The sequence below is a fragment of the Noviherbaspirillum aerium genome, from assembly GCF_008929045.1.
GTDB lineage: Bacteria > Pseudomonadota > Gammaproteobacteria > Burkholderiales > Burkholderiaceae_D > Noviherbaspirillum > Noviherbaspirillum aerium.
Window position 1 is genome coordinate 1 of the sequence record NZ_VFAH01000016.1, and the last position, 21,770, is coordinate 21,770.

Below are 21,770 nucleotides of genomic sequence, written 5' to 3' on the forward strand. Positions count from 1 at the left end.
TTCAAGATCTACCGTTACGATCCGGACAAGGACGCCAAGCCTTACATGCAGGATCTGACGGTGACGCTGCAGGACACCGACAAGATGCTGCTGGACGCGTTGCAGCGCATCAAGGCCGACGTGGACGACTCGCTGGCGCTGCGGCGCTCCTGCCGGGAAGGCGTCTGCGGCTCGGACGCGATGAACATCAACGGCAAGAACGGGCTGGCCTGCACCACCAACCTCAACGAGCTGACCGAGCCGATCGTGCTGCGTCCGCTGCCGGGGCTGCCGGTGATCCGCGACCTGATCGTGGACATGACGCAGTTCTTCAAGCAGTACCACTCGATCAAGCCGTACCTGATCAACGAGACGATTCCGCCGGAGAAGGAGCGTCTGCAGACGCCGGCGGAGCGGGAAGAGCTCGACGGGCTGTACGAGTGCATCCTGTGCGCATGCTGCTCGACGTCGTGTCCGTCGTTCTGGTGGAATCCGGACAAGTTCGTGGGACCGGCGGGTCTGCTGCAGGCATATCGTTTCATTGCCGACAGCCGCGACCAGGCAACCAGCGAGCGCCTCGACAACCTCGAGGACCCGTACCGCCTGTTCCGCTGCCATACCATCATGAACTGCGTGGATGTCTGTCCGAAGGGACTGAATCCGACGCGCGCCATCGGCAAGATCAAGGAACTGATGGTGCGTCGCGCAGTGTAATCGGCGCGATTCGCATGTCCCCTCAGGGGCATTGCCATCCGTGCAGATGAGGTTTCAGCCTGACCAGGCGGGATGAACAAATGCATCAGATCAGTAGTGCAGGCCTCCGTGCCTGCACTACTTTTTTAAAGCACCCGAAACGCGTCAAACCAGTGTCTTCCGGCGTCATGCCATGGCTGCATATGGCAGGCAGCGAGCGCTCCTCAACTTGCTCATCTGGCGGTAAACCTGAATTTATCGACATTGCCAACGCCGAAACTTCCCACCGCGAGAAAATAGACGTCCTGCATACCCGATACCACCTGGTTCAGGTTGGTGCTTTGCCACTGGAAGTTGGCGAAGCTTCCGGTTGACTGCATGATCATCTCACCGATTTTCGTTCCCGTCGGCGAGCCCAGCTTGATTTCAAGCTTCTGGTTCGCGAACTGCGGATCGACGGCAACCAGGGCTTCGAAAACCGTCGCGCCCGTTCCGAAATTCAGCTGGGTATATCCGGCCCAGTCTCCATTGTCCAGGCTCGCAAGATGAGAACCTTCGACGACGACCCCCTGGGATGTCGAGAAGCTTTCTCCCTCATAGATCGGCCCGTTGATCGTGCTCTTCTTCACATTGATCTCGGTGATCATGCTCAGCGTGGCGCCCGCCGGCAAGGTGATATTGCGGCTAAAGGTATTGAATCCCGAAAACGACAATGCGGGATAAACCGTGACGGAAGCGAATGTCGGATTGGTATTGTCCGCGATATTCCTGTAGTTGGCGTTGGCTTCGGGGCGATCGACGATCGATCCCGAATGCGCGGCGCCCTGCGGGTCACGGTAACCGTTGCCCTGTACGAACGCGACCGTGGTTCCGGTGACATCGAGGCCGGAAATGTCGGGGATCTCAAGATTGCGGTCATGTGCGCCGGTGCCGGTAGGTTTCCAGCCCAGGCCGCCGAGGGTCAGCGGTATCGCTTCGCCGCTTCTGTTGAAGATGTCGACCTTTTCGGAAATTCGCGAGATGCCGCTGCCCGCGGCACCGCCGTTGACGGTGTAGACGATCGCGCCGGTGACTCGTCCTGAGACGTCCTTGGGATTCGACGAGGCTTCGTATCCCAGCACGTTGCCCTGAGCATGCAGCTGATAGGGCTCCACATGGCCGGAGCCATGCAGATGGTTGTTCACATTGATGAATACCGAAGGATTGGATGGATATACCAGGATTCTCCGGCCATCCACGACCCACTCCAGGCGCTGCGGAAGAGAGAAGGGAAAGCTTGCCGAGGATTCTCCCCGGGTAAACGCCAGGCTCGAATTCTCATTTGTCACGGTCGCGGTATTGACCTGGGCAATGCAGGGAGAAACCATTGCAGCGACAGCGCCGCATAACATCAGCTGGGAAAGTTTCATGGCGATACATCCGTTCGAATTGAACATCAATGAATACAACATGGTGGGCCGCGCTCGGGTATTCCTGGAATATCTCCTTTCATTGTTCACGCCGGCCAGGGAAGACGACTGCGTGATCGGGTTGAACATGCTTTGCTGCGCGCTGATATGCGCTGACCGCCGAAGCGGGACAGCGGATTCCACGGTGTGTTGGCAATAGTCATGCACAGGCCGGCACCGGCAAGCAACGGTTTCCGTGGAAGAATGCATTCACTGATTTTCCGGAAGACAGTAATGGAGAACAGGAATGCCGGCGTGCGGGCAAAAACATCCGGCGCTCCGAAGGTGCTCATCCATGACGCGGCGCATGGCACGGCAGTCCATAGCAACATCTTCATGACGGCTTCCGGTGAGGTAGGAGTTTTAACTTAGCACTCGCCCATGCAAACGCCTATACGACCGAAGTGTTAGAAAAGTGTCAGCGAATCGCCGGCGAATTGCCGGCAGCATGGAGGAATCCAACGCCATCAATTACCCATCGTGCAGCCTCGCGAGCACGCGATCCGACTGCATGCCATCCGATGATTCTCTTTCACCATCCGCACCTTCCGGCCTTGCCTTCCTCCAACATACCGGCCGGAATATTCGTTTTGTTGTACAGGTGCAGCTGCAACATTTTTCATCTCACATTCTGCAGCTCCAGCTCTGTAGACTCGTTTGCTGCGATGCAGCGAATTATTTGCCAGTCGGCGGAACTTTGCCGTTGTCAATATCTCTACTCCTGCTGCGTCGGCCTGTGAATCACGGCTTGTCGCACATGCATTACCGGCTCAACTGTTCCTGGTCGGTAATCGTCTCCCTGCTTACGGCACGGTACCGCCGTGGCATTGCTTCTCTCGATTAAGGATTACGATCATGTTCATGTTCCCTTTCAACACCGATTCCTCTGCGCCCCGAACCAGCTTCGGCTCTCAGGCTCCGGTCATGGCATTCACCGGCAGGTTATTGAATGCCACTTTGCAGTTGCAGGAATTGAACCGCCAGGCGATGCGCCGCCTGGTCGAAGAATCGGCAGTGGATCTGCAAAAGGCGCTTCAGGTAAGGTCGCTTGCCGATGTCCAGATACTGATCGGCGAGCAGTCCAAATCCTCCGTGGAGAAAATCACGGGATATTGGCAAAACGTGGGCAACATTGCGCTCGAGACCTGGGGCTCGCCGCGCCGGGTGCTTGGCGCCGTAGAGTCCTCCAGTACCGCCGAGGAGCCCTCGGTGCCGGTGGCGGAAGCCTTCGTGGAAACACCGGCGGTGATTACCAAGCCGCATGAGGCTGAAGTCCAACCCTCGCCCCTGATTGAGAAACTGGTTGCGTCCGTGGCGGTGGAACCGGAAAAATCGGGCACTCGCACCAAGCACTGATCGATGCTTTTCAGTCCGGGAATGGACTGCAGTGCATTGGACGATTGCGCAGGCAGCCATCAACAGGAGCAGCAGCCCTGTTAGCGAAACATCAGGCTGCTGCCGCCACGCATAAGCCCGCCGCAAATCCGCATCGCGGACAGCGATGCAGTCAACCCATTCCCTGTCTTCGCGGTGCCGGTGATGGTTCATGTCAGATCGGCTATTGACGGCGCCGCGATGATCGCTATAATGCCGACTCCATTCCCTGATAGCTCAGCCGGTAGAGCGACGGACTGTTAATCCGCAGGTCCCTGGTTCGAGTCCAGGTCGGGGAGCCACGTGCCGCCTTAGCTCATTTGGTAGAGCAGTTGACTTGTAATCATCAGGTGGTCTGTTCGAATCAGACAGGCGGCACCACCGAACACTTGGCAGTCGTAACGTATAAGGCCTCAAACCTATGAAATCAAAGGTTTGAGGCCTTTTTCGTTTTGGTCGAAGAAAAGCATGTCGCAGCAAAGAACGCTTTTTCGCTGCTACCGATTACGCAGGATTTTCCGGGATTGTGCAAAATGGCGCCGTTCAAAAAGATGGGAAACTGTGACAGGTTCAAGTCAATGTCAAAGGCCTCTGCAAGTCAGGATGCTTCACTGCCAATGTCAAAGTTAAAGTAGGGATGGCCCGGTATGGGATCAAACCAGGGTAGCAAACATCCATCGGAATTATCTTTGGGCGGCGGGCTACTGTCACTTTTTGTTTGCGATTGACACTGCGTTAGGGGCCGGCGAAGTATGCGTCCCATGCCCAACTAGACAGACGGCTTGGCCCTCTTCCTTGGAAGAAGACGAAGAACTGTATCAAGCATGACGCCTACTGCCAGCAAGGCCAACCTTGACGCAGTCTGATGGGGAACAGGGCTTTAACAGGGCTTTCGAAAAGCAGGAACATTTAACACAACAGTGTTTGGAACTTCCTGTCAGGACCGTACAGATAGAAATTTTCCCGACAACGGAGACGGATAAAATATTGCAATTATTTTATTAATAAACATACAATAAAATAACCGTTTGCGAGAGAGGAAATGGGATGTTGGCACATATGGATCTCGATGGACAACGACTTCATTGGAATGGAGTTCGCTTCAAGGCGACAACCGGATTCAAAGGATTCCAACATCCGACACATCAATGCACCCCTGAGTACGGCCCGATTCCGGAAGGAGTCTACAAGGTCTTCCTATGGAAAAAAGGACTAGCAAAAGACGACGGCAACAATCGATGCAATCTAGCCCCGACTTGGGGTATTCAGCAAAATCCGCGCGGAGAGGCTGCCGGAAAGTGCGAACCATTCTGGGCCAACTGGGGACAAAACCGCGCTCGCATGGAGCCTGCCGACGTTAAGACGCAGCAGGCTTGCAAACCATCACGCGGCGGTTTCTATCTGCATGATTCCACCAAGGGATACAGCCATGGCTGCATAGAAGTAGAAGGCACGTTCTTCCATAGTCTAAGACATTACGCAGGCGCCACTCGGCAAAGCTATCTCGTTCTGCGTGTAAAGTATGTATCGGGCCGCCCGACAAACGGAGGCACGCGTGCATAAATGCTTGTTGGCAGGACTGATCCTGTACCCGATGGCATATGCGCACGGCCTTCCCGTCCTGCCGGTGCAGAACTTGTTCCAGGAATGCGTCGCCGTGACCGCGTCCGCCCCCTATACCGTCAATGGCAGGGTATACATCGATGCCGATATGAGAATAATTCAACCGGCAGGACACTGCGGATGCACGTCGACGGCAGCGGCCTATTCTTTGCTGAATACGGATGGAATGACGTTGCTCCAGGCACGGTTCGATCTCATCCGATCGGAAAAGAAAAAACTCCATCTCGGAAAAGCCGCAGAGTTTTCGAAACAGAGCGATGTATCGTTGCGTATCGGATGCGCCGGGCCTCCTTAAGAATACTTCGTCCTTTACGCGGCTCGCTCTGCCTCGGTCCGAAGGGCTATGGCAAGAACCTGCTCGGAGCCGGACGTGACTTCCTTTCAGCTCCCGTCCGACTTGGAGCCTGCCTCCACCGCAGATACGCTGGACATCCTGCGCGAACTCGGAATGGATGCGAAAAAGATAGCGGCACTCAGGGAACGCAAGGCATTCGGCCAGGGCCTGCGCAGAGAAACAACGGGCAGCTGATCACTCGTACGGAAACGGTGAGAAAGTGTATGGGTACTCTTGATAAAACACGTTATCAATAGTAAATCCGATACCGGACACACCATCGTCGGGAATGCGCCAACGTCACGACGCCGGCAAGGTGTCCAGCGGCGACACGACCCCGCGTCCGCCCCGGTTGAGCACATGCGCAACACCATCGTGGTCGACACGTCGGTGTGTCCCAACAGTTCCTGCACGGTGCGAATGTCATAACCTGATTCCAGCAGGTAGGTCGCAAAACTGTGCCGGAACGTATGCGTCGACGCCGGTTTAGTCAGCGTGGCTGCTTCCACCGCGCGCTTGATCGCGCGCTGGATGGTCTGTTCATACAAATGATGACGGCGCACGATGCCGCTGCGCGGGTCGGTCGATTCGTGATCGGACGGGAACACCCAGAACCATTTCCATTGCGTGCCGTCCTGCGGATACTTGCGCTCCAGCGCGTACGGCAGCATCACGCCGGGACGTTCGGTGCGCCGGTCCGCCTCATACAACAATTTGGCTTGGGCGAGCTGGTCCTTCAACGGCTGAACCAGAGACAGGGGCGGCATGGTGAGGCGGTCCTTGCCGCCCTTGCTGGCGCGTACCGTGATTTCGCGGCGGGTGAAGTCGATATCCTTGACGCGCAACTGCGCACATTCCATCAGCCGCATGCCGGTGCCATAGAGCAGGCGCGCGATCAGTTGATGCACCCCCTGCATATGGCGGATCACCATGCGTACTTCTTCCTGGGTAAACACCGTCCGCCGTTTCACCGGTTTGTGCGGACGGCAAACGCCGTCGATCCAGGGCAAGTCGATGTGCAGCACCTGTTTATAGGGAAACAATAGCGCGCACAGTGCCTGGGTGTGCGTGGAACTGGAAACGTTGCGTTCGTTGGTCAGATACGACAGAAAGGCGCGGATTTCGTCCGCCCCCATATCCCTGGGATGGCGGAGGCCGTGATACCGGATATACCATCGACACCATTACACATAGGCGCGCTCGGTACGCAGGCTGTAAAACCTGTCACGAATGCAACGCCGCAACTGATCAAGCAGCCGGGGTGGCTGGGGCGTCTCCGCAGTGCTGCTGTCTTTCACGATTATTTATACCTGTGCATACATACAGCCATGCTGCCAATCTGGCCACCCACGCGGTTTGCGCGCGATCAAACGGCGCTGCATATCAGACAGGCGGGCCTGCATACCGGACAATCGCGCCATCCAAGAAACAGTTAGACGCCCATGACGAACGCACCAATTCTTCACGATCCAACATTGTTTTCCGTTTGGGCAGAGGTAGATCCGAAGAATCTCCGCGATGCTGCACAGCACCTTGGGGATGTGATGCCTCTGCCGCTTCCCCAGATCTATCAACTGGTCAAGCAGGCGGCATCGCAGGGGCGGAAGGTTCAGCTCACATCAACACGACCATATCGTGACGCGCTCAAGCTTACCGGCGAACTTCCCAATGGCTTTATTGAAGGAACTGCGGTGGTAGCGGAGGAAACCGCTGATCCAATTGTTTCCGCCTGGTGCGTCAAACACCATTGCTATTTCAGTCATGGTTGCAGCGTTTGCGAAGGAGATTACCTATGAGCATAGCGGGCCGTGCGTCTAACTTCGTTATGAACTCCGACGGCGTCGCCGCCGGTTATCCGAAACGTTAGATTGCTATGGCACGTTTGCTATTCAATGTCTCCCAAATCACAGAGCTTGCAGAAGGAGATATGACTGTCACTAGTGGCGTCAGTATCGAACAAATTCCCGTGGTCGTTTGTCTTGGCCAGAAGCCCGAATTCCGTACTCCCAATAGTGCCGGCATCAGCGCGACGGTGCAGTCCATTCAGCTTCCTGAAACGTTCAATCCTCGTCGGCGGCTTACCATCCGAGTCAAAACGGTTGAAAATCGCCAGACCATCCCGCAAAGAGCGGAAGTATGGACCATCGAATAACATCTAACTTGTAGATGAACACAGTCCGCGCGGCCGCTGGTTATGCGAAACGTTAGAGTTCATTTGCAACAACGCCATCGGTACGCCTTTTCGATACGGAACGGTTGCAGCCTAATCACACCGATACTTATGTCACCGTGGCATCTATCTATACAAGTAGTTCGGAAAAGCATAATGAATAAGACAGTCGCAATTTTGTTAGCCCTTGCAGTGGCTGGCTGCGGTGGCAGTAATGATGACAATGGCGAAAAAGCGATATCAACTTCTCCCTTTTTCGTTGAAGTCAATGTGCCAAATAGCAGTTCACCTGCATTACGCGTTTCTGGCGGATCTACTGCCACTCTCACAATGGAATCCGGACAGCGCATTGCCTTCGCCGGTGATGGTTCGCTTGTCGCAATAATAGATAATTTTTGCCTCAGTGATCTTGTCAACGGCCAGACATCGCTCAGCTTTGTCATGACCACTGATACAGATACCACTGTCCGAGTGCAAGTCCTACCACCAGATAATCAACCGACTATGGAATCGGCATTCGCTCCACCTGACCGAATGAGGGCCGTAACACTGTTTGTCAATGTGAAGGGCAATCCGTGGCATCTGGCAAATCCAAGCGGCTCACAAGCCTGTGTGAGTTTTGGGTAATCAACATATTGAACATTTTAGATGGCGTTTTGGAGTCGCACGGAAGAGTATGTCGCTTTGAGCGCTATGCGATTGCGGCTGCTTTTGTCTAACGCGCCATTCGACACCCACGCTTCGCGTGGATCGACCTGAACGTTAAAGGGACGCCGCATCAGCTCAAAGCGATAAGAGGAGTATAGGCAAGCCGATTCTTTTGCTTGCCTTGTTTATCGTCACGTCAGTATATTTTGGTTGCTCCTACGCGCTGAGGTTTCCTTTTGTAGGCATGCTGCCAGCTGAATTTGAATCACAGTCTGCGGTCGTTGTAGAAGACAATGGCAGATGTGGTGTGGCCATATTCAAACTAAATGAAGAAGTAAAAACGCGTATTCTTCAACATGAAGACGCATTCTTCAGTAAACGTGCGAGCCCAAGAGTGTCGCGATACCATAGTGACGCTTATGTTCCATGGAAGAAAACTCCACTTCCTTCCTTCTGGACTAATGCTGAGCTGGGTAAAAACAGATGGAGTGGTTTGGGATGCGCGACAAACAGTGCATTGATAGAGACGGTCACAAATGCAGCGTGGCACGAAGGGGGATACTACACTCACTTAAATAGAGGGTCGCCAGCAATCGTTGCTTCTCCAAAACTTGGATTTGTTGTGGTCTCTTACATCAGCTTCTAATCCTCATTTAACACGCCCATGAACACAGGCGGCGCGCAACTGGTTATTCGAAACTTTATTAGGTCCGTAGATCACGCCAGGTGCACTCGCGCCGTCGCGCTCCTCCCTTATCGAACTTTCATACTACAGCAGGCTATCTGGCAGCTACTAGATAGCGTCCAAGGTCCATCCACTTGTCCAGAAAACGGTCATTTCCGACGTTTCAGGATGCCTCTTAGTGAGACCTTGCAACAACGCTTGATCTTCAGCAGCAGCCGTGTCGAGCAGAAAGACAGATTCCAATGTAAATTATCGGTAGAGACAAACTATCAACAAAGCAAGGAGAACTCTATGAAAACGGTAAATTTACTTGGTCTGGTGATGTCGGCTGTCCTGTTCGCCGGCTGCGCCGGCATGGGAGGCAAGGCCGGCACCACGCAGGCAGGTTCGCAGACTACCGCGTCCACACCCAGCGGCGATGCCGCAATCACCCAGAGCGTCAAGACCGCTCTGGCCGCCGATCCTGAAACCGCAGGAGTCAATCCCGAGGCCGAGCAGGGCAAGGTTCGCCTGAAAGGCGAAGTGAAGTCGGTCACGGCATTCCAGAAAGCAGCGGCCATCGCGAAAAAGGTGCCAGGCGTGGTTGCCGTCGACAATCAGGTCATCGTCTGCATGACCTGCAAGTAATTCGTAGTCATCGTCATGGCCGGGCGCCGAGCGCGCCCGGCGCAGCGCCTTTCTTCCCCCTCACGATAATCAAACCGCTCATCGTCGGCGCCTGCATGGCATAGGCGCGGCTTCGCCGCATTCCAAGCGCGAAGCCATGCGCCTGCCGATCCCAGGCTTCCCGTTGGCAACGCATACCAGCGGCACAGGCAACCGAGCAAGGAACAGGGAATCGCCCAGGCTTTCGGAGGTCCAATCCGGACACGGAGGAACCAGATGAAAGCGAACATTCGAGCGAAGGTGCCAGGCAGCCGGATACGGGACGCTGTTCCACCGGCCTACCGCGACGCCGCGGCGAAGGCAACGCGCCCGGACGGCGTCTACACGCTGATCCTGTGCGACCACGGCGAACGGGACGTCGTGATGTCGGCGCCGCTGGAACGGGCCTTGCGGAGAATGGGCGAGCCGGCGCAGGACGGCGTGCTCATCGTCGGCACTGTATTTACCGAGGAAGCGCAGGCACTCGCGCGCCAGCACAATGCGCAAGTCATTGCCCTGCGCACCGGAAAATGGACAGATTCTTCCGCACGCCAGCGGCAGCTCAAGCCCGCCTCTATCTGAATTGGCTGGCAGCCCGTCCATCGCCTTATTGGTTCGCGAGAATCTCCGCATTCATCCGCGTTCCGCTCCGGATTGCAGCATGATTCACCGGCCCCTGCTTGGCGGCGTGTACGACTTCGGCGTGGCACGCCTGCATGCGGCGTATGCGGTGAACCGCGGCGTCGGCACGCTGGACACCCGCGATGCCATGATCGGCGCATCCGTCCCCTTCGGTCCGCATGCCATCCTGGTCTCCTATCTGCAAAAGGACGACAGGGTACGCGCCAATGCCGATGCCGATCAGCTCAATCTCGCGTATACCTACGCGCTGTCCAAGAGAACCAATCTCTACACGCCTATTCGCGCACCTCGAACGAGGCGGCGGTCAGTTATCTCGCCGCGCGTCCGGGAGCGACCGACAAGGTCATCAATGCGGGCATCCGCCACCGTTTCTGATTTGTCCTTGAAGAGGTTGGATGAGGCCCGCATCCGGGGACGCGGGCCTTTTTATTCTGATATGGCGATGGAAGACCAGGAGCCATGCCGGACGGCGCACGATCACTTCTTGGTGATGCGAAGCAGCGAGAAGATGATCAACGCAAGGGCCGTACTCAGGACCGCAGTCGCTTCATGCCCCAGCCCGGCGGCACAGCCCACCGCCGCGGTCAGCCATATGCCGGCCGCGGTGGTCAGTCCATGGATCTCTCCGGCTTCCCAGCGTTTCATGATGGCGCCCGCCCCGAGGAATCCTATGCCGGCCGCCAGTCCCTGGATCACGCGCGACACGTCCTCGACCGCCATGCCGGTCTGCAGCGGAACCAGCACGAAGAGCGCCGCGCCGAGCGACACCATCATGTGCGTGCGCAGGCCCGCCGAAGCGCCAACGGCTTCACGTTCGTAACCGAGTATTCCGCCCAGGACGGTAGCGACCAGCAGCCGCAGGGTCACCCGCGTGATGTCGGCGGTATCCGAGAGATCGGAAAATTCCTGCTGCAGGACGACCCAGATGTCTTGCCACGGCATTGAAGCTCCCTCTTTCATAGGTGAATGACAGACATGGCTTGCCGGGAGCAGTTGCGCTCATGCCCTTCCGGCAAGCTGGCAATCCGGTGTGCATGGTCGGGGCCGTTACGGGAAACGATGATGAAGTCCCGGCATTCTCGTCGTCGCATGGCCAAACACGTTGCCATGTTCGCCCTGACGCGAAATGCGGTGGCCACATTTTCTCGTTCTGTCGGAATGAACAGGCATGTCTTGGAAAATGCTCGACCGAGCGATGCTGGCACTTGAAGAACGTGCAGCCGCTGGATGAACCAGAAGTTCGAAAACCTTTGGCCTCACGCGATGCCTCCGCCGGAAATGCAGGCAGCTTATTGACTGCTTAACACCCGCAATTCCTGGTAGACCCCGCTACGCTTCAAAGATTCTTTTCGATGCAGAGAATTGTTCGGCCTTTGATTGGGCTCAATTTTTTTTGCGCTGCAAAATACGTTTCTTATCTCAGGCAAGACGCAAACTGAATTGCGGAGCCGCGCCGGCGCACGACTCCGCCAAGTGAAAGTTATCTGAGGATAATTTCAATACCGCTTGAGGCTGGTTGAGGACCGGTTGAAGGCCGTGCGCCTACTATCAGTCAATTGTCATGCCCGACTGCTTGATGAGCTTGGCATAGCGGGTCAGCTCGTTCTGAAACAGCGCGGCGGTCGCGTCGGGGGCGGTACCCATCGGCGTGAAACCTTGCGCAGTGAGCGCGTCCTGCACTTCCTTCGTGCCCAGCAGCGCCTTGGTGTCGTTGTACAGCTTGCTCACCATCGGCGCCGGCAGGCCGCCCGGTCCGATCAGCGCGATCCAGCCCTGCAGGTTGAAATTGGTCAGGCCCTGTTGCGCCAGCGGCAGGGCATTCGGCAGCAGGGGCGACGGCGTGGCGGTCGACACGCCGATCGCGTTCAGCTTGCCGGCCTTCACATGCTGGGCCGCACCCGTGACGCCGAGGAACGCCAGCTGGATCTGGCCGCCAAGCAGGTCTGTGGTCAGCTGGCCCGTGCCCTTGTAGGGGACATGGCGCAGCTTGATGCCGGCCTCGCTCTGCAGCGCTTCCGCGGCCAGATGCAGGATGGTGCCGTTGCCCGAGGAGCCGATGGTCAGTTCGCCGTTGTTGGCCTTGGCCAGCGCGACCAGTTCCTTCAGATCCCTGGCTTGCACCGAGGGATGGGCAACCAGCACGAAGGGCGAGCCGGCGACGACGGTGATCGGCGTGATGTCCTTGATCGCATCGTAAGGAATTTTCTTGTACAGGCTGGGGTTGACCACATGGTTGTTGGACACCATGCCGAGCGTCAGTCCGTCTTTCGCCGCGCGCGTCAGTTGCGCGGTTCCCGGAACGCCGCCGGCGCCGGGAAGATTCTCGATGACGATGTTGCCGCCGGCCGCCCTGGCCAGCTTGTCGCCGACGGTGCGGGAGAGCGCATCGACGCTGGAGCCCGGCGCGTTCGGAACGATCATGCGGACCGTCTTGTCGCCCTGCGCAAACGACGGGAAAGGCAGCGCCGCCGACAATGCAAGGATGGCCGCGACAGCGCGGCGCCTGGATGAGATGCTGTTCATGATACTGTCTCCAACTGTCTGATTTGGTAGCTCGGAATTTGTTGATATCAATCGATGCGGACAAGGTGTTGCTTGAGGTAAGCGCCGCGCTCCACATAGCTCGCCGTATTCTTCGCCATGTTGGCGATGGCTCCCTCGCTCAGCTCGCGAATGACTTTCGCCGGCGCGCCGACGATCAGCGAATTGTCCGGGAACTGCTTGCCTTCGGTGATGATCGCGCCGGCACCGACCAGGCAGTTGCGCCCGATGACCGCGCCGTTCAGGATGACGGCCTGGATGCCGATCAGCGATCCTTCGCCGATGGTGCAGCCGTGCAGCATCGCCTGGTGGCCGACGGTGACGTTGCGCCCGATGTTCAGCGGATAGCCGGGATCGGCATGCAGTACCGCGCCTTCCTGGATGTTGCTGTTCTCGCCGACAGTGATCGGCTCATTGTCGCCACGCAGCACCGCGCCCGGCCAGACGCTGGCGTTGCCGTGAAGATGGACGTCGCCGATCACCGCCGCGTTCTCCGCGACGAAGCTGCTGTCATCGATCTGCGGCGTGCGCTCGCCGATCTTGTAGATTGCCATGTCTCGCTCCTTGGGCTGCGTGCCTCTTGCTTTACCTATGCTGCATCCTGCTTGTTGCTGCGTTCAGGCCGCTTCGCGGGCCTTGACGGGCACGCTGTGCAGCGCCGCGATCTGCTCTTCCGAAAAGCCGAGCTCGCGCAGCACTTCATCGGTGTGCTCGCCGATTTTCGGGATGGCGCGGCGCGGCTTGAGACGCTCGCCATCGAGCGCGATCGGCAGCAGCGGCATGTCGGTCTGCGAACCGTCTTCCAGCGTCAGCCTGGTCAGCCCGCCGCTCTGAATCAGATGCTGGTCGTCGAACAGCTGTTCGGGGCGCACGATGGAGGCGAATGGAATGTTGCTCGCTTCCAGTTGCGGCGCCAGCGTCCCGGCATCGAAGCCGCGCAGGGTTTCACGCAAGGTCGACAGCAGCCACGGGCGCACCACGACACGCTGGTTGTTGGTCGCCAGCTTCGGGTCGGCCAGCAGGTCGTCGCGGCCGATCAGGCGGCACAGCGCCTGCCATTGCGCGTCGCCGGTGGCGGCAATGAACAGCTGCTCCTGGTTGGCCAGTTCAAAGACGTCGTACACCGCCCAGGCGCTGATGCGCTCCGGCATGGGCGCGGCCGCTTCGCCGGTCACCACATACTGCTGCATGTGCTGGGCCGACAGCAGCACGCAGTTCTCGAACAGCGCGCTCTGCACTTCCTTGCCGGCGTTGGTGCTCCAGCGTTCATTGAGCGCGGCCAGCACGCCGATGGCCCCGAACATGCCGCCCATGATGTCATTGACCGAGCTGCCGGCGCGCAGCGGGCGGCCGACCGGGCCGGTCATGTAGGCGAGACCGGCCATCATCTGCACGACTTCATCCAGCGCCAGGCGGTTCTCGTACGGGCCTTTCAGAAAGCCCTTGTGCGACACGTAGATCAGGCGCGGATTGCGCTTGCGCAGCGTGTCGTAATCCAGTCCCAGATCCTTCATGCGGCCCGGCTTGAAGTTTTCGATGAACACGTCGGCAGTGTCGACCAGCCTGCGCACCGCTTCGCGGCCTTCTTCGGTATTGGTGTCGAGCGCGACGCTCTTCTTGTTGCGGTTGAAGGTGCGAAAGAAGCCGGCGCCGGCGCCGAGCAGGCGGCGGGTATTGTCGCCCTTGGGCGGTTCCACCTTGATGACGTCGGCACCGAGATCGCCCAGGATCATGCCGCAGGTCGGGCCCATCACCATGTGCGTGATCTCGACCACGCGGATGCCGGTCAGCGGCAGGCGCCCGCCGGATTGCCGTCCACGCTGCCCGCTGTCTTGCTTGCTATCTTGCTTGCTCATGCTGCTACCTCTTCTGTTTCCAATGTCGGTTTGGTGTAGCCCTTGGGCAGGCCGGCGCGCGCCAGCGAGCCGTACAGCGCCTCGTCCGGCAGCGACTCCCTGATGATCGAGCGCGCGGCCAGCAGTTTTTCGACATCGATCCCGGTGTGGTAACCCAGGCTCTCCAGCATGAAGACCAGGTCTTCGGTGGCGACGTTGCCGGTCGCGCCGGGAGCATGCGGACAGCCGCCGAGACCGGCGAGCGATGCGTCGAATTCGAAGATGCCGTGCCTGAGCGCCACCATGGTATTGGGCAGCGCCATTCCGCGCGTGTCGTGGAAATGGGCGACGGTCAGCTTGTCCTCGGCGAGCGGCTTCAGTGCGCCGAAGAAGCGTTCGACCTGGCCGGGCGTGGCATGGCCGGTGGTGTCGGCCAGCGCGATGATGTCGCAATCGATGTCGAGCACCCGCAGCACGATCTCGCGCACGTCCTCCAGCGGCACGTCGCCCTGCAGCGTGCAGCCGAACACGGTCGACAGGCCGGCAATCAGCTTCGTCCTGCCCTGCATGCCCATGGCTTGGCGCAATTCGGCAATGCGGGCGAACTCGGCCACCATGTCGAGCGGCGTCTTGCGCACGTTTGCCATGCTGTGCGCGGAGCTGACCGAGATCGGCGCGACGATGCGATGCACGCCCGCTTCGAATGCCCTTTCGGCGCCCTTGAGATTCGGCACCAGCGCAGTCACCGTGAGGTCGGGATAGCTAAGCGCATGAGCGATCACGTCGGCCGCATCGGCCATTTGCGGCAGCAGCCTGGCCGGCACGAAGGAGGCGACTTCCATGTGTCGCACGCCGGCTGCATATTCGGCATCGATCCAGCGCTTCTTTTCGCTGGTGGGCATGACGGCGGAAATGCTTTGCAGGCCGTCGCGCAAGCCGACTTCCTGAACGGTGACATGTTGTTTCCGGATTGACATCGAAGGGTTTTCCTAAGTCGAGGAATCGAAGGAGCGGATGATGAAGCGGCGGGAACGGAGGCATTCCGTCCTCGAATGGAAAACAGCATATCGATTAAGCAATCGCGCAAAAAGCGGTAATTGGGAATGCCGTCCATCGCGGATCGCGATGGCTGAATGGATAAATGCCTTGTTCTCCCGCGGGAATAAAAAAGCGGCCGATGCATGGGCACCGGCCGCCTCGACATCCATGGCGAGAATATCAGCCTGGAAACAGTGAGCAGAGGCAATCATCACTCAACCATGGGCTTGAGTTCAACTGCCTTGCCGCCGTTCCTCCTTGCGGCATATTGTTGAATACCTTCGCCCCGGAACAGGCTAGTCTTCGATACGGAAACCCGCCTTGAGGGTGACCTGGAAATGCGCGACCTTTCCATCGACGATATGGCCTCGCGTCTGAACCACCTCGAACCAGTCCAGGTGCTTGATCGTCTGGGATGCTTTCGCGATGGCGTTCTGGATTGCCTCGTCCGAACCGTTGGGAGAGGAGCCGACCAGTTCAATCAGTTTGTAGGTATGCGCGGACATGAAGTCTCCTTGAGTGTTTCGACATCGGATTGAATGAATGCGGTTTCCATTCTCGCACCGCGAACGTTCCTGCCAACGGCAATTGCACATGTCCAGAGCTGGATCAACATGGACCAAAGCGCCGCAAAAAATCAAAAAACGCCATTCCCGTAAAATATCGCGGTGAGGCAAGCCGCTTCCTGCAAGCGCAGATAAATTAACTCAGGAAATCTTTACCGTGAACGAAGATATTCACTTCTATGAGCCGAAAGCCGGTCATGGATTGCCGCATGATCCATTCAACGCCATCGTGGGGCCGCGTCCGATCGGATGGATTTCCTCGCGCAGCGCCGCCGGCAACCTCAACCTGGCGCCGTACAGCTTCTTCAACGGCTTCAATTATGTGCCGCCCATCATCGGCTTCTCCAGCATCGGGCGCAAGGACAGCCTGCGCAATGTCGAAGAGACCGGCGAATTCGCATGGAACCTGGCGACGCAGCCCCTGGCGGAAGCGATGAACATCAGTTGCACCGCGGTCGGGCCGGAAGTGGACGAGTTTGCACTGGCCGATCTGACGCCGGTGGCTTCGCGCAACATCGCCGTGCCGCGCGTGGCGGAAAGCCCGGTCTCCTTCGAGTGCAAGCTGACCCAGATCATCCAGCTGAAAGATGCGCAGGGCGGATCGATCGACTCATTCCTGGTGCTGGGGGAAGTGGTGGGCGTGCATATCGCCAGGCACCTGCTCGTGGAGGGCATATACGACACCGCCGCGGCACAGCCGATCCTGCGCGGCGGCGGACCGGCCGATTATTTCGCCATCGACGCAAGCGCCAAGTTCAAGATGTACAGGCCCAAGGCTCCGCAGCCGCCGGGGTAATGCCTCTCCCCCAAATCGGCATGGCTGCGCGCCTGCGTCACTGGATGTCGCGCAGCCGCTTTTCCTGGCGCCTGGTCAGCCGCTCGATATCGGCGATATCGGCCGGCGACAGTTTCGGTCCGGGCTTGCGCACCGCCGCCGAGGCGATCACGCCGCGCCCGGCCATGATGTGCTTGCGCACCGCGAGGCCGATGTTGGGCTGCTGTTCGTAGCGCGCCAGCGGCAGGTAGGCATCGAAGATGTCATGCGCGCGTTCGATGTCGCCGGCGGCATGGGCATTGACCACGCCGACCATCATTTCCGGATAGGCGAAGCCGGTCATCGCGCCGTCGGCGCCGCGCGTCATTTCCTCCGGCAGGAACAGGCCGCCGCCATTGCCGGTGAGAATGGAGATGCGCCTGGTGTCGCCGCGCTCGCTCGCGGCGCGGATGGCGCTCAGCTTGGCAAGACCCGGCATGTCCTCATGCTTGAGCATGACGCAGCTGGGGGAATTCTTCAGTATGCGCAGGATCACGCTGGTCGACATCTGCACCCCGGTCGATACCGGATGGTCCTGCAGGCACCAGGGCACGTCGGCACCGAGCGTTTCATTGACCATGTCGAAGTAGGCGGCGATCTGGTCGTCGGTGCGCACGGTGGAAGGCGGCGCCACCATGACGCCCGAGGCGCCCATGTCCATCACGCTCGCCGTCAGCTCGCGCATCGGCGCGAAGCCCGGCGCCGATGCGCCGACGATCACCGGCACCCGGCCGCCAACCCGAGCCAGCACCCGCTTGACGAAGACGCGGGATTCATCGGCGGTCAGCTTGGTGGCTTCGCCCATGATGCCGAGGATGGTCAGTCCGGTGGCACCCTTGTCGAGGTAGAAATCGACCATGCGGTCGGTGCTTTCCAGATCGAGTTCGCCATTGTCGCGGAAGGGCGTGACGGCGATCAGGTAGACGCCCTTCGCCGATGTGTCCAGTGTCTTCATGTGAGCTCCTTGTTGCGGCATTGGTGCCTGCATTCGCCTTGATTACCTTGCCGGGCCTGAATGCTTCATGGCGGGCGTTGAGCAGATGTCGGCGGGAATGCCTTCAATACCGGTGATGCCGGTGATGCCGGCCGGCGATCAGGCAGGCCGCTGCCCCATCGTGAAAGCGATCTCGGCGACGCCCGCCACGCCGCCGGTGACGCGATCGCCCGGCTGCAGCGGGCCGACGCCGGCCGGCGTGCCGGTGAAGATCAGGTCGCCCGGGGCCAGCGCCACGCTTTGCGAGATGTAGGCCAGCACGTCGGCCACCGGCCAAATCAGTTCGTTCAGATCGCCTTCCTGGCGCACGTCGCCGTTGACGGCGAGCCAGACGCGGCCAGCCTGCGGATGGCCGGTGCGCTCGACCGGCACGATGGCGCCGCACGGGCCGGAGGCATCGAAGCCCTTGGCCCAGTCCCATGGCCGGCTCATTTTCTTGGCGACGTTCTGCAGGTCGCGGCGCGTCAGATCGACGCCGACGCCGTAGCCCCAGACCACATCGAGCGCATCGGCAGCATCGAGGTTGACGCCGGCCTTGCCGACGGCCACCACCATCTCGATTTCATGATGCAGGTCTTCCGTCAGCGGCGGATACGGCAGCGTGCCTTCCGCCGGCACGACGGCATCGGCCGGCTTCATGAAAAAGAACGGCGGCTCGCGCGTCGGGTCATTGCCCATTTCGCGGGCATGCGCTTCATAGTTGCGGCCGACGCAGAACACGCGGCGGATCGGGAAGCGCTGCTGGCTGCCACTCACTGCAATGGAGGCCTGCGCGGGAGGTGCGATGACGTAATCGGACATGGGTGGTTCCTTGAAGGAGTTGGATGCTTATGTGGCGAAGACCTGGCTGATATCGCCGAATGCCTTGAATTCAAGCGCATTGCCCGACGGGTCGAGAAAGAACATGGTCGCCTGTTCTCCCACTTCCCCCTGGAAGCGGACATAGGGTTCGATCACGAAGTCGATGCCGGCATTGCGCAGCCTGGCGGCCAGCGCTTCCCATTGCTCCATCGGCAGAATCGCGCCGAAATGGCGCACCGGCACTTGCTTGCCGTCTACCTCGTTGGTCGGTTCCTGCCGGCTGCCGGCTTCCACGAGATGCGCGACAAGCTGGTGTCCGTGGAAATTGAAATCCACCCATTCATCCGAACTGCGGCCTTCCGGGCATTGCAGCAGGTCGCCGTAGAAGCGGCGCGCTTCCGCCAGATCATTGACCGGAAAGGCGAGATGGAAGAGCGGGATGGCTGGCATGAAGAGTCCTTCGATACGAAAAGATCAGGGGCGATCGCGAAGTTGCCGATTGATTATAGTAAAGCGAATCTTTAATATGAAACGAAACATTTTCAGTCTTGGCATAAAACTTTTTTATACATGCTGCGCTACCTACGCACCTTCGTCGTCGCCGCCCGCACTTCCTCCTTTTCCGCCGCCGGCATGCAGCTCGGCCTGACGCAATCGGCGGTCAGCATCCAGATACGCAAGCTGGAAGAGGAATTTGGCACCGTGCTGTTCGAGAGAACGGGCAAGTCGGTTTCCCTCAGCGATGCGGGACAGGCATTGTTGCCCGACGCCATTCATATGCTGGAACTCTACGACCGCATGAAAGGCGGCGGCGCCCGGGCGGCCGACCGGCGGCCCATCGATCTGGGCGCCATTTCCACCGTGCAGTCGGCGCTGCTGCCGAAAGCCCTGCATCGCTTCCGCTCGCACTTTCCCCAGGTGCATATCAACATCGTGCCTGGCATGTCGACCCAATTGCTGACCCAGGTCGACGCGCGGGAGCTGGACATCGCGGTCATCATCAAGCCGCGCCTGGGCATTCCGTCGGACCTGAAGTGGATTCTGCTGGTGGAGGAAGCGTATGTGATCGTTGTGCCGGACGGCTGGCCGCGGGATCTGGAGCAGCTGGCGGCCAGGCTGCCCTTCGTCCGCTACAACCGCAACTCCTATGGCGGCCAGCTCGTCGACCGCTACCTGAAGCAGCACCGCCTCTGGGTGCAGGACGGCATGGAGCTGGATGAACCGTCGGTCATCCTCGAGATGGTCAGCGAAGGCCTGGGGTGGGCCATCATTCCCGGCAGCCTGGTGCCGCTCGCGGCCACCAGGGGCATTGCCGTGCTGCCCCTGCCCGGCCGGCCGCTGACGCGGGACATCGGCGTGCTGGTCAGGGTGTCGGCGCTCAGGCGGGAGCCGATCGCCTTGCTGATCGAAAGCCTGCGCGAAGAAGCACGGTTCGTGATTGGGGATTAGAAAGCCGCCCTCGGCAGTTTCTCAACACGACTCGAAGGCTTGCAGGTCCCGGCGGATCATGTCGATGCATCATGCCCCGGTTCTTGCAGATGTCTCGATGCCTGACGCAGCAGAGGTGGCAGAGCAGCGGCGGCCATCGAACCGGGATCCGCGAAAGCCGGGCGCGCTCCCGCTTCGCCGATGCAATCAGTCCGCCTTGATATTGCGGGCCTTGACGATCTCGGACCATTTCGCCGTTTCCGACTTCAGGTATTTGCCGAGTTCCGCGGGGGAAGAACCGACCGGCTCCGCGCCGATCTGCGCGAATCTCGCCTTCACATCCGGCTGCCCGAGCGCCTTCACCAATTCCTCGTTGATGCGGTTGACGACAGGCTGCGGCGTCTTGGCGGGGACGAACACGGCATACCAGCCGCTGAGCTCATAACCCTTGATGCCCGCTTCCGCAACGGTCGGCACGTTCGGCAACACGCTGGAACGCTTGCTGGTGGTGACGGCGAGGGGTTTCAGGCGACCGGCATCGATGTAGGGCTTGGCGGATGAGACCGAGTCGAACATCATGTCGACCTGCCGGCCCATGAGATCGGTGACCGCCGGCGCACTTCCCTTGTAGGGGACGTGGAGGATGTCGACGTTGGCCATGGAGGCAAACAGTTCGCCGGCCAGATGAATGGTCGTGCCGCTGCCGGCGGACGCAAACGTGAGTTTGCCGGGCTGCTGCTTTGCGAGGTCGACCAGTTCGGCGACGTTGTTCGCCTTTACCGATGGATTGACCACCAAGACGTTGGGCACGATGCCTACCAGGCTGACCGGCTCGAAATCCTTGACCGGATCGTAGGCGAGTTTGGCGTACAGGCTCGGGTTCACCGCATGACCGATCGACACGATCATCATCGTGTAGCCGTCCGGCTCGGACTTGGCGACGGCGGACGATCCCACCACGCCGCCCGCGCCGGGCCGGTTTTCGATAATGATCGGCTGCTTCATGCTCTGCGACATTTTTTCGCCCAGCGTGCGCGCCATGGTGTCCATGGCGCCGCCGGGCGTAAAGGGCACCACCCACTTGATGGGCTTGCTCGGATACGCGTCGGCGGCAAGCGCTCCGAAAGCCGCACCCAATACCGCACTGCCCAACAGGGCCTTCATCATCAACTGTTTCATTTTCGCTCCTGCTCTTCCCGCACTTCAATTAGAAATTGGACGTCAGACAATGGCCGACGGATGCTTTGCCAGCGGCGTCACCTTGATTTTCATGTAGGGAAACAAGGGAAGCGCCGCCAGCAGGTTGTGAAGTTCGTCATTGGACTCAACATCGAACACGCTGTAATTCGCATATTCACCGACTACCCGGTACAGGTGCAGCCACTTGCCGCTGCGCTGCAATTCCTGCGCATAGGCTTTTTCACGCGCCTTGATGTCATCGGCAATCGCCGGGGGCATATCGGGTGGCAACAGCACATCCATTCGAACGAGAAATAACATGATGATTTTCCT

The 21,770-nt window shown here is 59.1% G+C and carries 25 protein-coding genes, 2 tRNA genes and 1 pseudogene; 15 read left to right on the plus strand and 13 right to left on the minus strand.

Annotated elements, in window-relative coordinates; genetic code table 11:
• Positions 1-693 (plus strand): succinate dehydrogenase iron-sulfur subunit (locus FH061_RS20180; RefSeq protein ID WP_151636289.1); only part of this gene is annotated, 693 nt, incomplete at its 5' end.
• A gap of 212 nt (positions 694-905) precedes the next feature.
• On the opposite strand, the gene FH061_RS20185 is transcribed toward FH061_RS20180, so the two are convergent.
• The gene (locus FH061_RS20185; RefSeq protein ID WP_192805158.1) at positions 906-2,081 is read right to left on the minus strand and encodes a carbohydrate-binding protein; all 1,176 of its coding nucleotides are present in this window, start codon (positions 2,079-2,081) and stop codon (positions 906-908) included.
• 894 nt (positions 2,082-2,975) lie between these two features.
• Here FH061_RS20185 and FH061_RS20190 point away from each other — a divergent pair.
• The 5 genes from FH061_RS20190 to FH061_RS20210 all read left to right on the plus strand — a co-directional run bounded on the left by FH061_RS20190 (position 2,976) and on the right by FH061_RS20210 (position 5,412).
• Positions 2,976-3,476, plus strand: coding sequence for a phasin family protein (locus FH061_RS20190; RefSeq protein ID WP_151637641.1), 501 nt, complete (start codon positions 2,976-2,978; stop codon positions 3,474-3,476).
• A 244-nt stretch (positions 3,477-3,720) separates the two neighbouring features.
• A tRNA-Asn gene (locus tag FH061_RS20195) sits at positions 3,721-3,796 on the plus strand.
• A 3-nt stretch (positions 3,797-3,799) separates the two neighbouring features.
• A tRNA-Thr gene (locus tag FH061_RS20200) sits at positions 3,800-3,875 on the plus strand.
• 666 nt (positions 3,876-4,541) lie between these two features.
• Positions 4,542-5,057 carry a L,D-transpeptidase family protein gene (locus FH061_RS20205; RefSeq protein ID WP_151637642.1) on the plus strand — a complete coding sequence of 172 codons (516 nt, stop codon included), beginning with the start codon at positions 4,542-4,544 and terminating at the stop codon, positions 5,055-5,057.
• Positions 5,058-5,061: 4 nt separating this feature from the next.
• Entirely contained in the window at positions 5,062-5,412 is a 351-nt protein-coding gene (locus FH061_RS20210; protein ID WP_192805159.1) for a DUF2195 family protein, read from the plus strand.
• Positions 5,413-5,498: 86 nt separating this feature from the next.
• On the opposite strand, the gene FH061_RS20215 is transcribed toward FH061_RS20210, so the two are convergent.
• Complete coding sequence (locus FH061_RS20215; protein WP_151637644.1) at positions 5,499-6,587, minus strand: integron integrase; 1,089 nt, start codon at positions 6,585-6,587, stop codon at positions 5,499-5,501.
• 306 nt (positions 6,588-6,893) lie between these two features.
• Here FH061_RS20215 and FH061_RS20220 point away from each other — a divergent pair, with 306 nt between their 5' ends.
• The 7 genes and pseudogenes from FH061_RS20220 to FH061_RS31795 all read left to right on the plus strand — a co-directional run.
• Positions 6,894-7,247: a hypothetical protein gene (locus FH061_RS20220; RefSeq protein ID WP_151637645.1), complete on the plus strand. Its 354-nt coding sequence runs from the start codon at positions 6,894-6,896 to the stop codon at positions 7,245-7,247.
• Positions 7,248-7,324: 77 nt separating this feature from the next.
• A complete protein-coding gene (locus tag FH061_RS20225) occupies positions 7,325-7,603 on the plus strand; it encodes a hypothetical protein (protein ID WP_151637646.1) in 279 nt (92 codons plus the stop codon).
• Positions 7,604-7,777: 174 nt separating this feature from the next.
• Positions 7,778-8,248 (plus strand): hypothetical protein, encoded by a 471-nt coding sequence (locus FH061_RS20230; protein WP_151637647.1) that lies wholly within the window; start codon positions 7,778-7,780, stop codon positions 8,246-8,248.
• 193 nt (positions 8,249-8,441) lie between these two features.
• On the plus strand, positions 8,442-8,915 hold the full coding sequence (locus FH061_RS20235; RefSeq protein ID WP_151637648.1) for a hypothetical protein: 474 nt from the start codon (positions 8,442-8,444) through the stop codon (positions 8,913-8,915).
• 330 nt (positions 8,916-9,245) lie between these two features.
• Positions 9,246-9,581: a BON domain-containing protein gene (locus tag FH061_RS30600; RefSeq protein WP_192805160.1), complete on the plus strand. Its 336-nt coding sequence runs from the start codon at positions 9,246-9,248 to the stop codon at positions 9,579-9,581.
• 255 nt (positions 9,582-9,836) lie between these two features.
• Positions 9,837-10,181, plus strand: coding sequence for a hypothetical protein (locus FH061_RS20245; protein ID WP_151637650.1), 345 nt, complete (start codon positions 9,837-9,839; stop codon positions 10,179-10,181).
• A gap of 79 nt (positions 10,182-10,260) precedes the next feature.
• Positions 10,261-10,503 (plus strand): annotated as a pseudogene (locus FH061_RS31795) (porin); the annotation flags it as partial.
• 215 nt (positions 10,504-10,718) lie between these two features.
• On the opposite strand, the gene FH061_RS20255 reads toward FH061_RS31795, so the two are convergent.
• The 6 genes from FH061_RS20255 to FH061_RS20280 form a co-directional block, all read right to left on the minus strand.
• Positions 10,719-11,183, minus strand: coding sequence for an MgtC/SapB family protein (locus FH061_RS20255; RefSeq protein ID WP_151637651.1), 465 nt, complete (start codon positions 11,181-11,183; stop codon positions 10,719-10,721).
• A gap of 606 nt (positions 11,184-11,789) precedes the next feature.
• Entirely contained in the window at positions 11,790-12,764 is a 975-nt protein-coding gene (locus FH061_RS20260) for a Bug family tripartite tricarboxylate transporter substrate binding protein (RefSeq protein WP_151637652.1), read from the minus strand.
• 47 nt (positions 12,765-12,811) lie between these two features.
• Entirely contained in the window at positions 12,812-13,336 is a 525-nt protein-coding gene (locus FH061_RS20265; protein WP_151637653.1) for a gamma carbonic anhydrase family protein, read from the minus strand.
• A gap of 63 nt (positions 13,337-13,399) precedes the next feature.
• The gene (locus FH061_RS20270) at positions 13,400-14,638 is read right to left on the minus strand and encodes a CaiB/BaiF CoA transferase family protein (RefSeq protein ID WP_151637654.1); all 1,239 of its coding nucleotides are present in this window, start codon (positions 14,636-14,638) and stop codon (positions 13,400-13,402) included.
• Positions 14,635-15,594, minus strand: coding sequence for a hydroxymethylglutaryl-CoA lyase (locus FH061_RS20275; protein WP_151637655.1), 960 nt, complete (start codon positions 15,592-15,594; stop codon positions 14,635-14,637). Before FH061_RS20275 ends, FH061_RS20270 begins: the two co-directional genes overlap by 4 nt.
• Positions 15,595-15,951: 357 nt before the next feature.
• Positions 15,952-16,161 carry a dodecin gene (locus tag FH061_RS20280; protein WP_151637656.1) on the minus strand — a complete coding sequence of 70 codons (210 nt, stop codon included), beginning with the start codon at positions 16,159-16,161 and terminating at the stop codon, positions 15,952-15,954.
• 217 nt (positions 16,162-16,378) lie between these two features.
• Here FH061_RS20280 and FH061_RS20285 point away from each other — a divergent pair, with 217 nt between their 5' ends.
• Positions 16,379-17,017, plus strand: coding sequence for a flavin reductase family protein (locus tag FH061_RS20285; RefSeq protein ID WP_151637657.1), 639 nt, complete (start codon positions 16,379-16,381; stop codon positions 17,015-17,017).
• Between the two features lie 37 nt (positions 17,018-17,054).
• Here the strand turns inward: FH061_RS20285 and FH061_RS20290 are convergent, their stop codons facing one another.
• The 3 genes from FH061_RS20290 to FH061_RS20300 all read right to left on the minus strand — a co-directional run bounded on the left by FH061_RS20290 (position 17,055) and on the right by FH061_RS20300 (position 19,280).
• Positions 17,055-17,990 (minus strand): dihydrodipicolinate synthase family protein, encoded by a 936-nt coding sequence (locus FH061_RS20290; RefSeq protein ID WP_151637658.1) that lies wholly within the window; start codon positions 17,988-17,990, stop codon positions 17,055-17,057.
• 138 nt (positions 17,991-18,128) lie between these two features.
• Positions 18,129-18,830 (minus strand): fumarylacetoacetate hydrolase family protein, encoded by a 702-nt coding sequence (locus tag FH061_RS20295; protein WP_151637659.1) that lies wholly within the window; start codon positions 18,828-18,830, stop codon positions 18,129-18,131.
• 27 nt (positions 18,831-18,857) lie between these two features.
• Positions 18,858-19,280, minus strand: coding sequence for a VOC family protein (locus FH061_RS20300; protein ID WP_151637660.1), 423 nt, complete (start codon positions 19,278-19,280; stop codon positions 18,858-18,860).
• Between the two features lie 120 nt (positions 19,281-19,400).
• On the opposite strand from FH061_RS20300, the gene FH061_RS20305 reads away from it, so the two are divergent.
• The gene (locus FH061_RS20305) at positions 19,401-20,279 is read left to right on the plus strand and encodes a LysR family transcriptional regulator (RefSeq protein WP_151637661.1); all 879 of its coding nucleotides are present in this window, start codon (positions 19,401-19,403) and stop codon (positions 20,277-20,279) included.
• Between the two features lie 186 nt (positions 20,280-20,465).
• On the opposite strand, the gene FH061_RS20310 is transcribed toward FH061_RS20305, so the two are convergent.
• On the minus strand, positions 20,466-21,437 hold the full coding sequence (locus tag FH061_RS20310) for a tripartite tricarboxylate transporter substrate binding protein (protein ID WP_151637662.1): 972 nt from the start codon (positions 21,435-21,437) through the stop codon (positions 20,466-20,468).
• Positions 21,438-21,479: 42 nt separating this feature from the next.
• Positions 21,480-21,758, minus strand: a complete 279-nt coding sequence (catC, locus tag FH061_RS20315) for a muconolactone Delta-isomerase (RefSeq protein ID WP_151637663.1) — start codon at positions 21,756-21,758, stop codon at positions 21,480-21,482.
• Positions 21,759-21,770 lie beyond the last annotated feature (12 nt).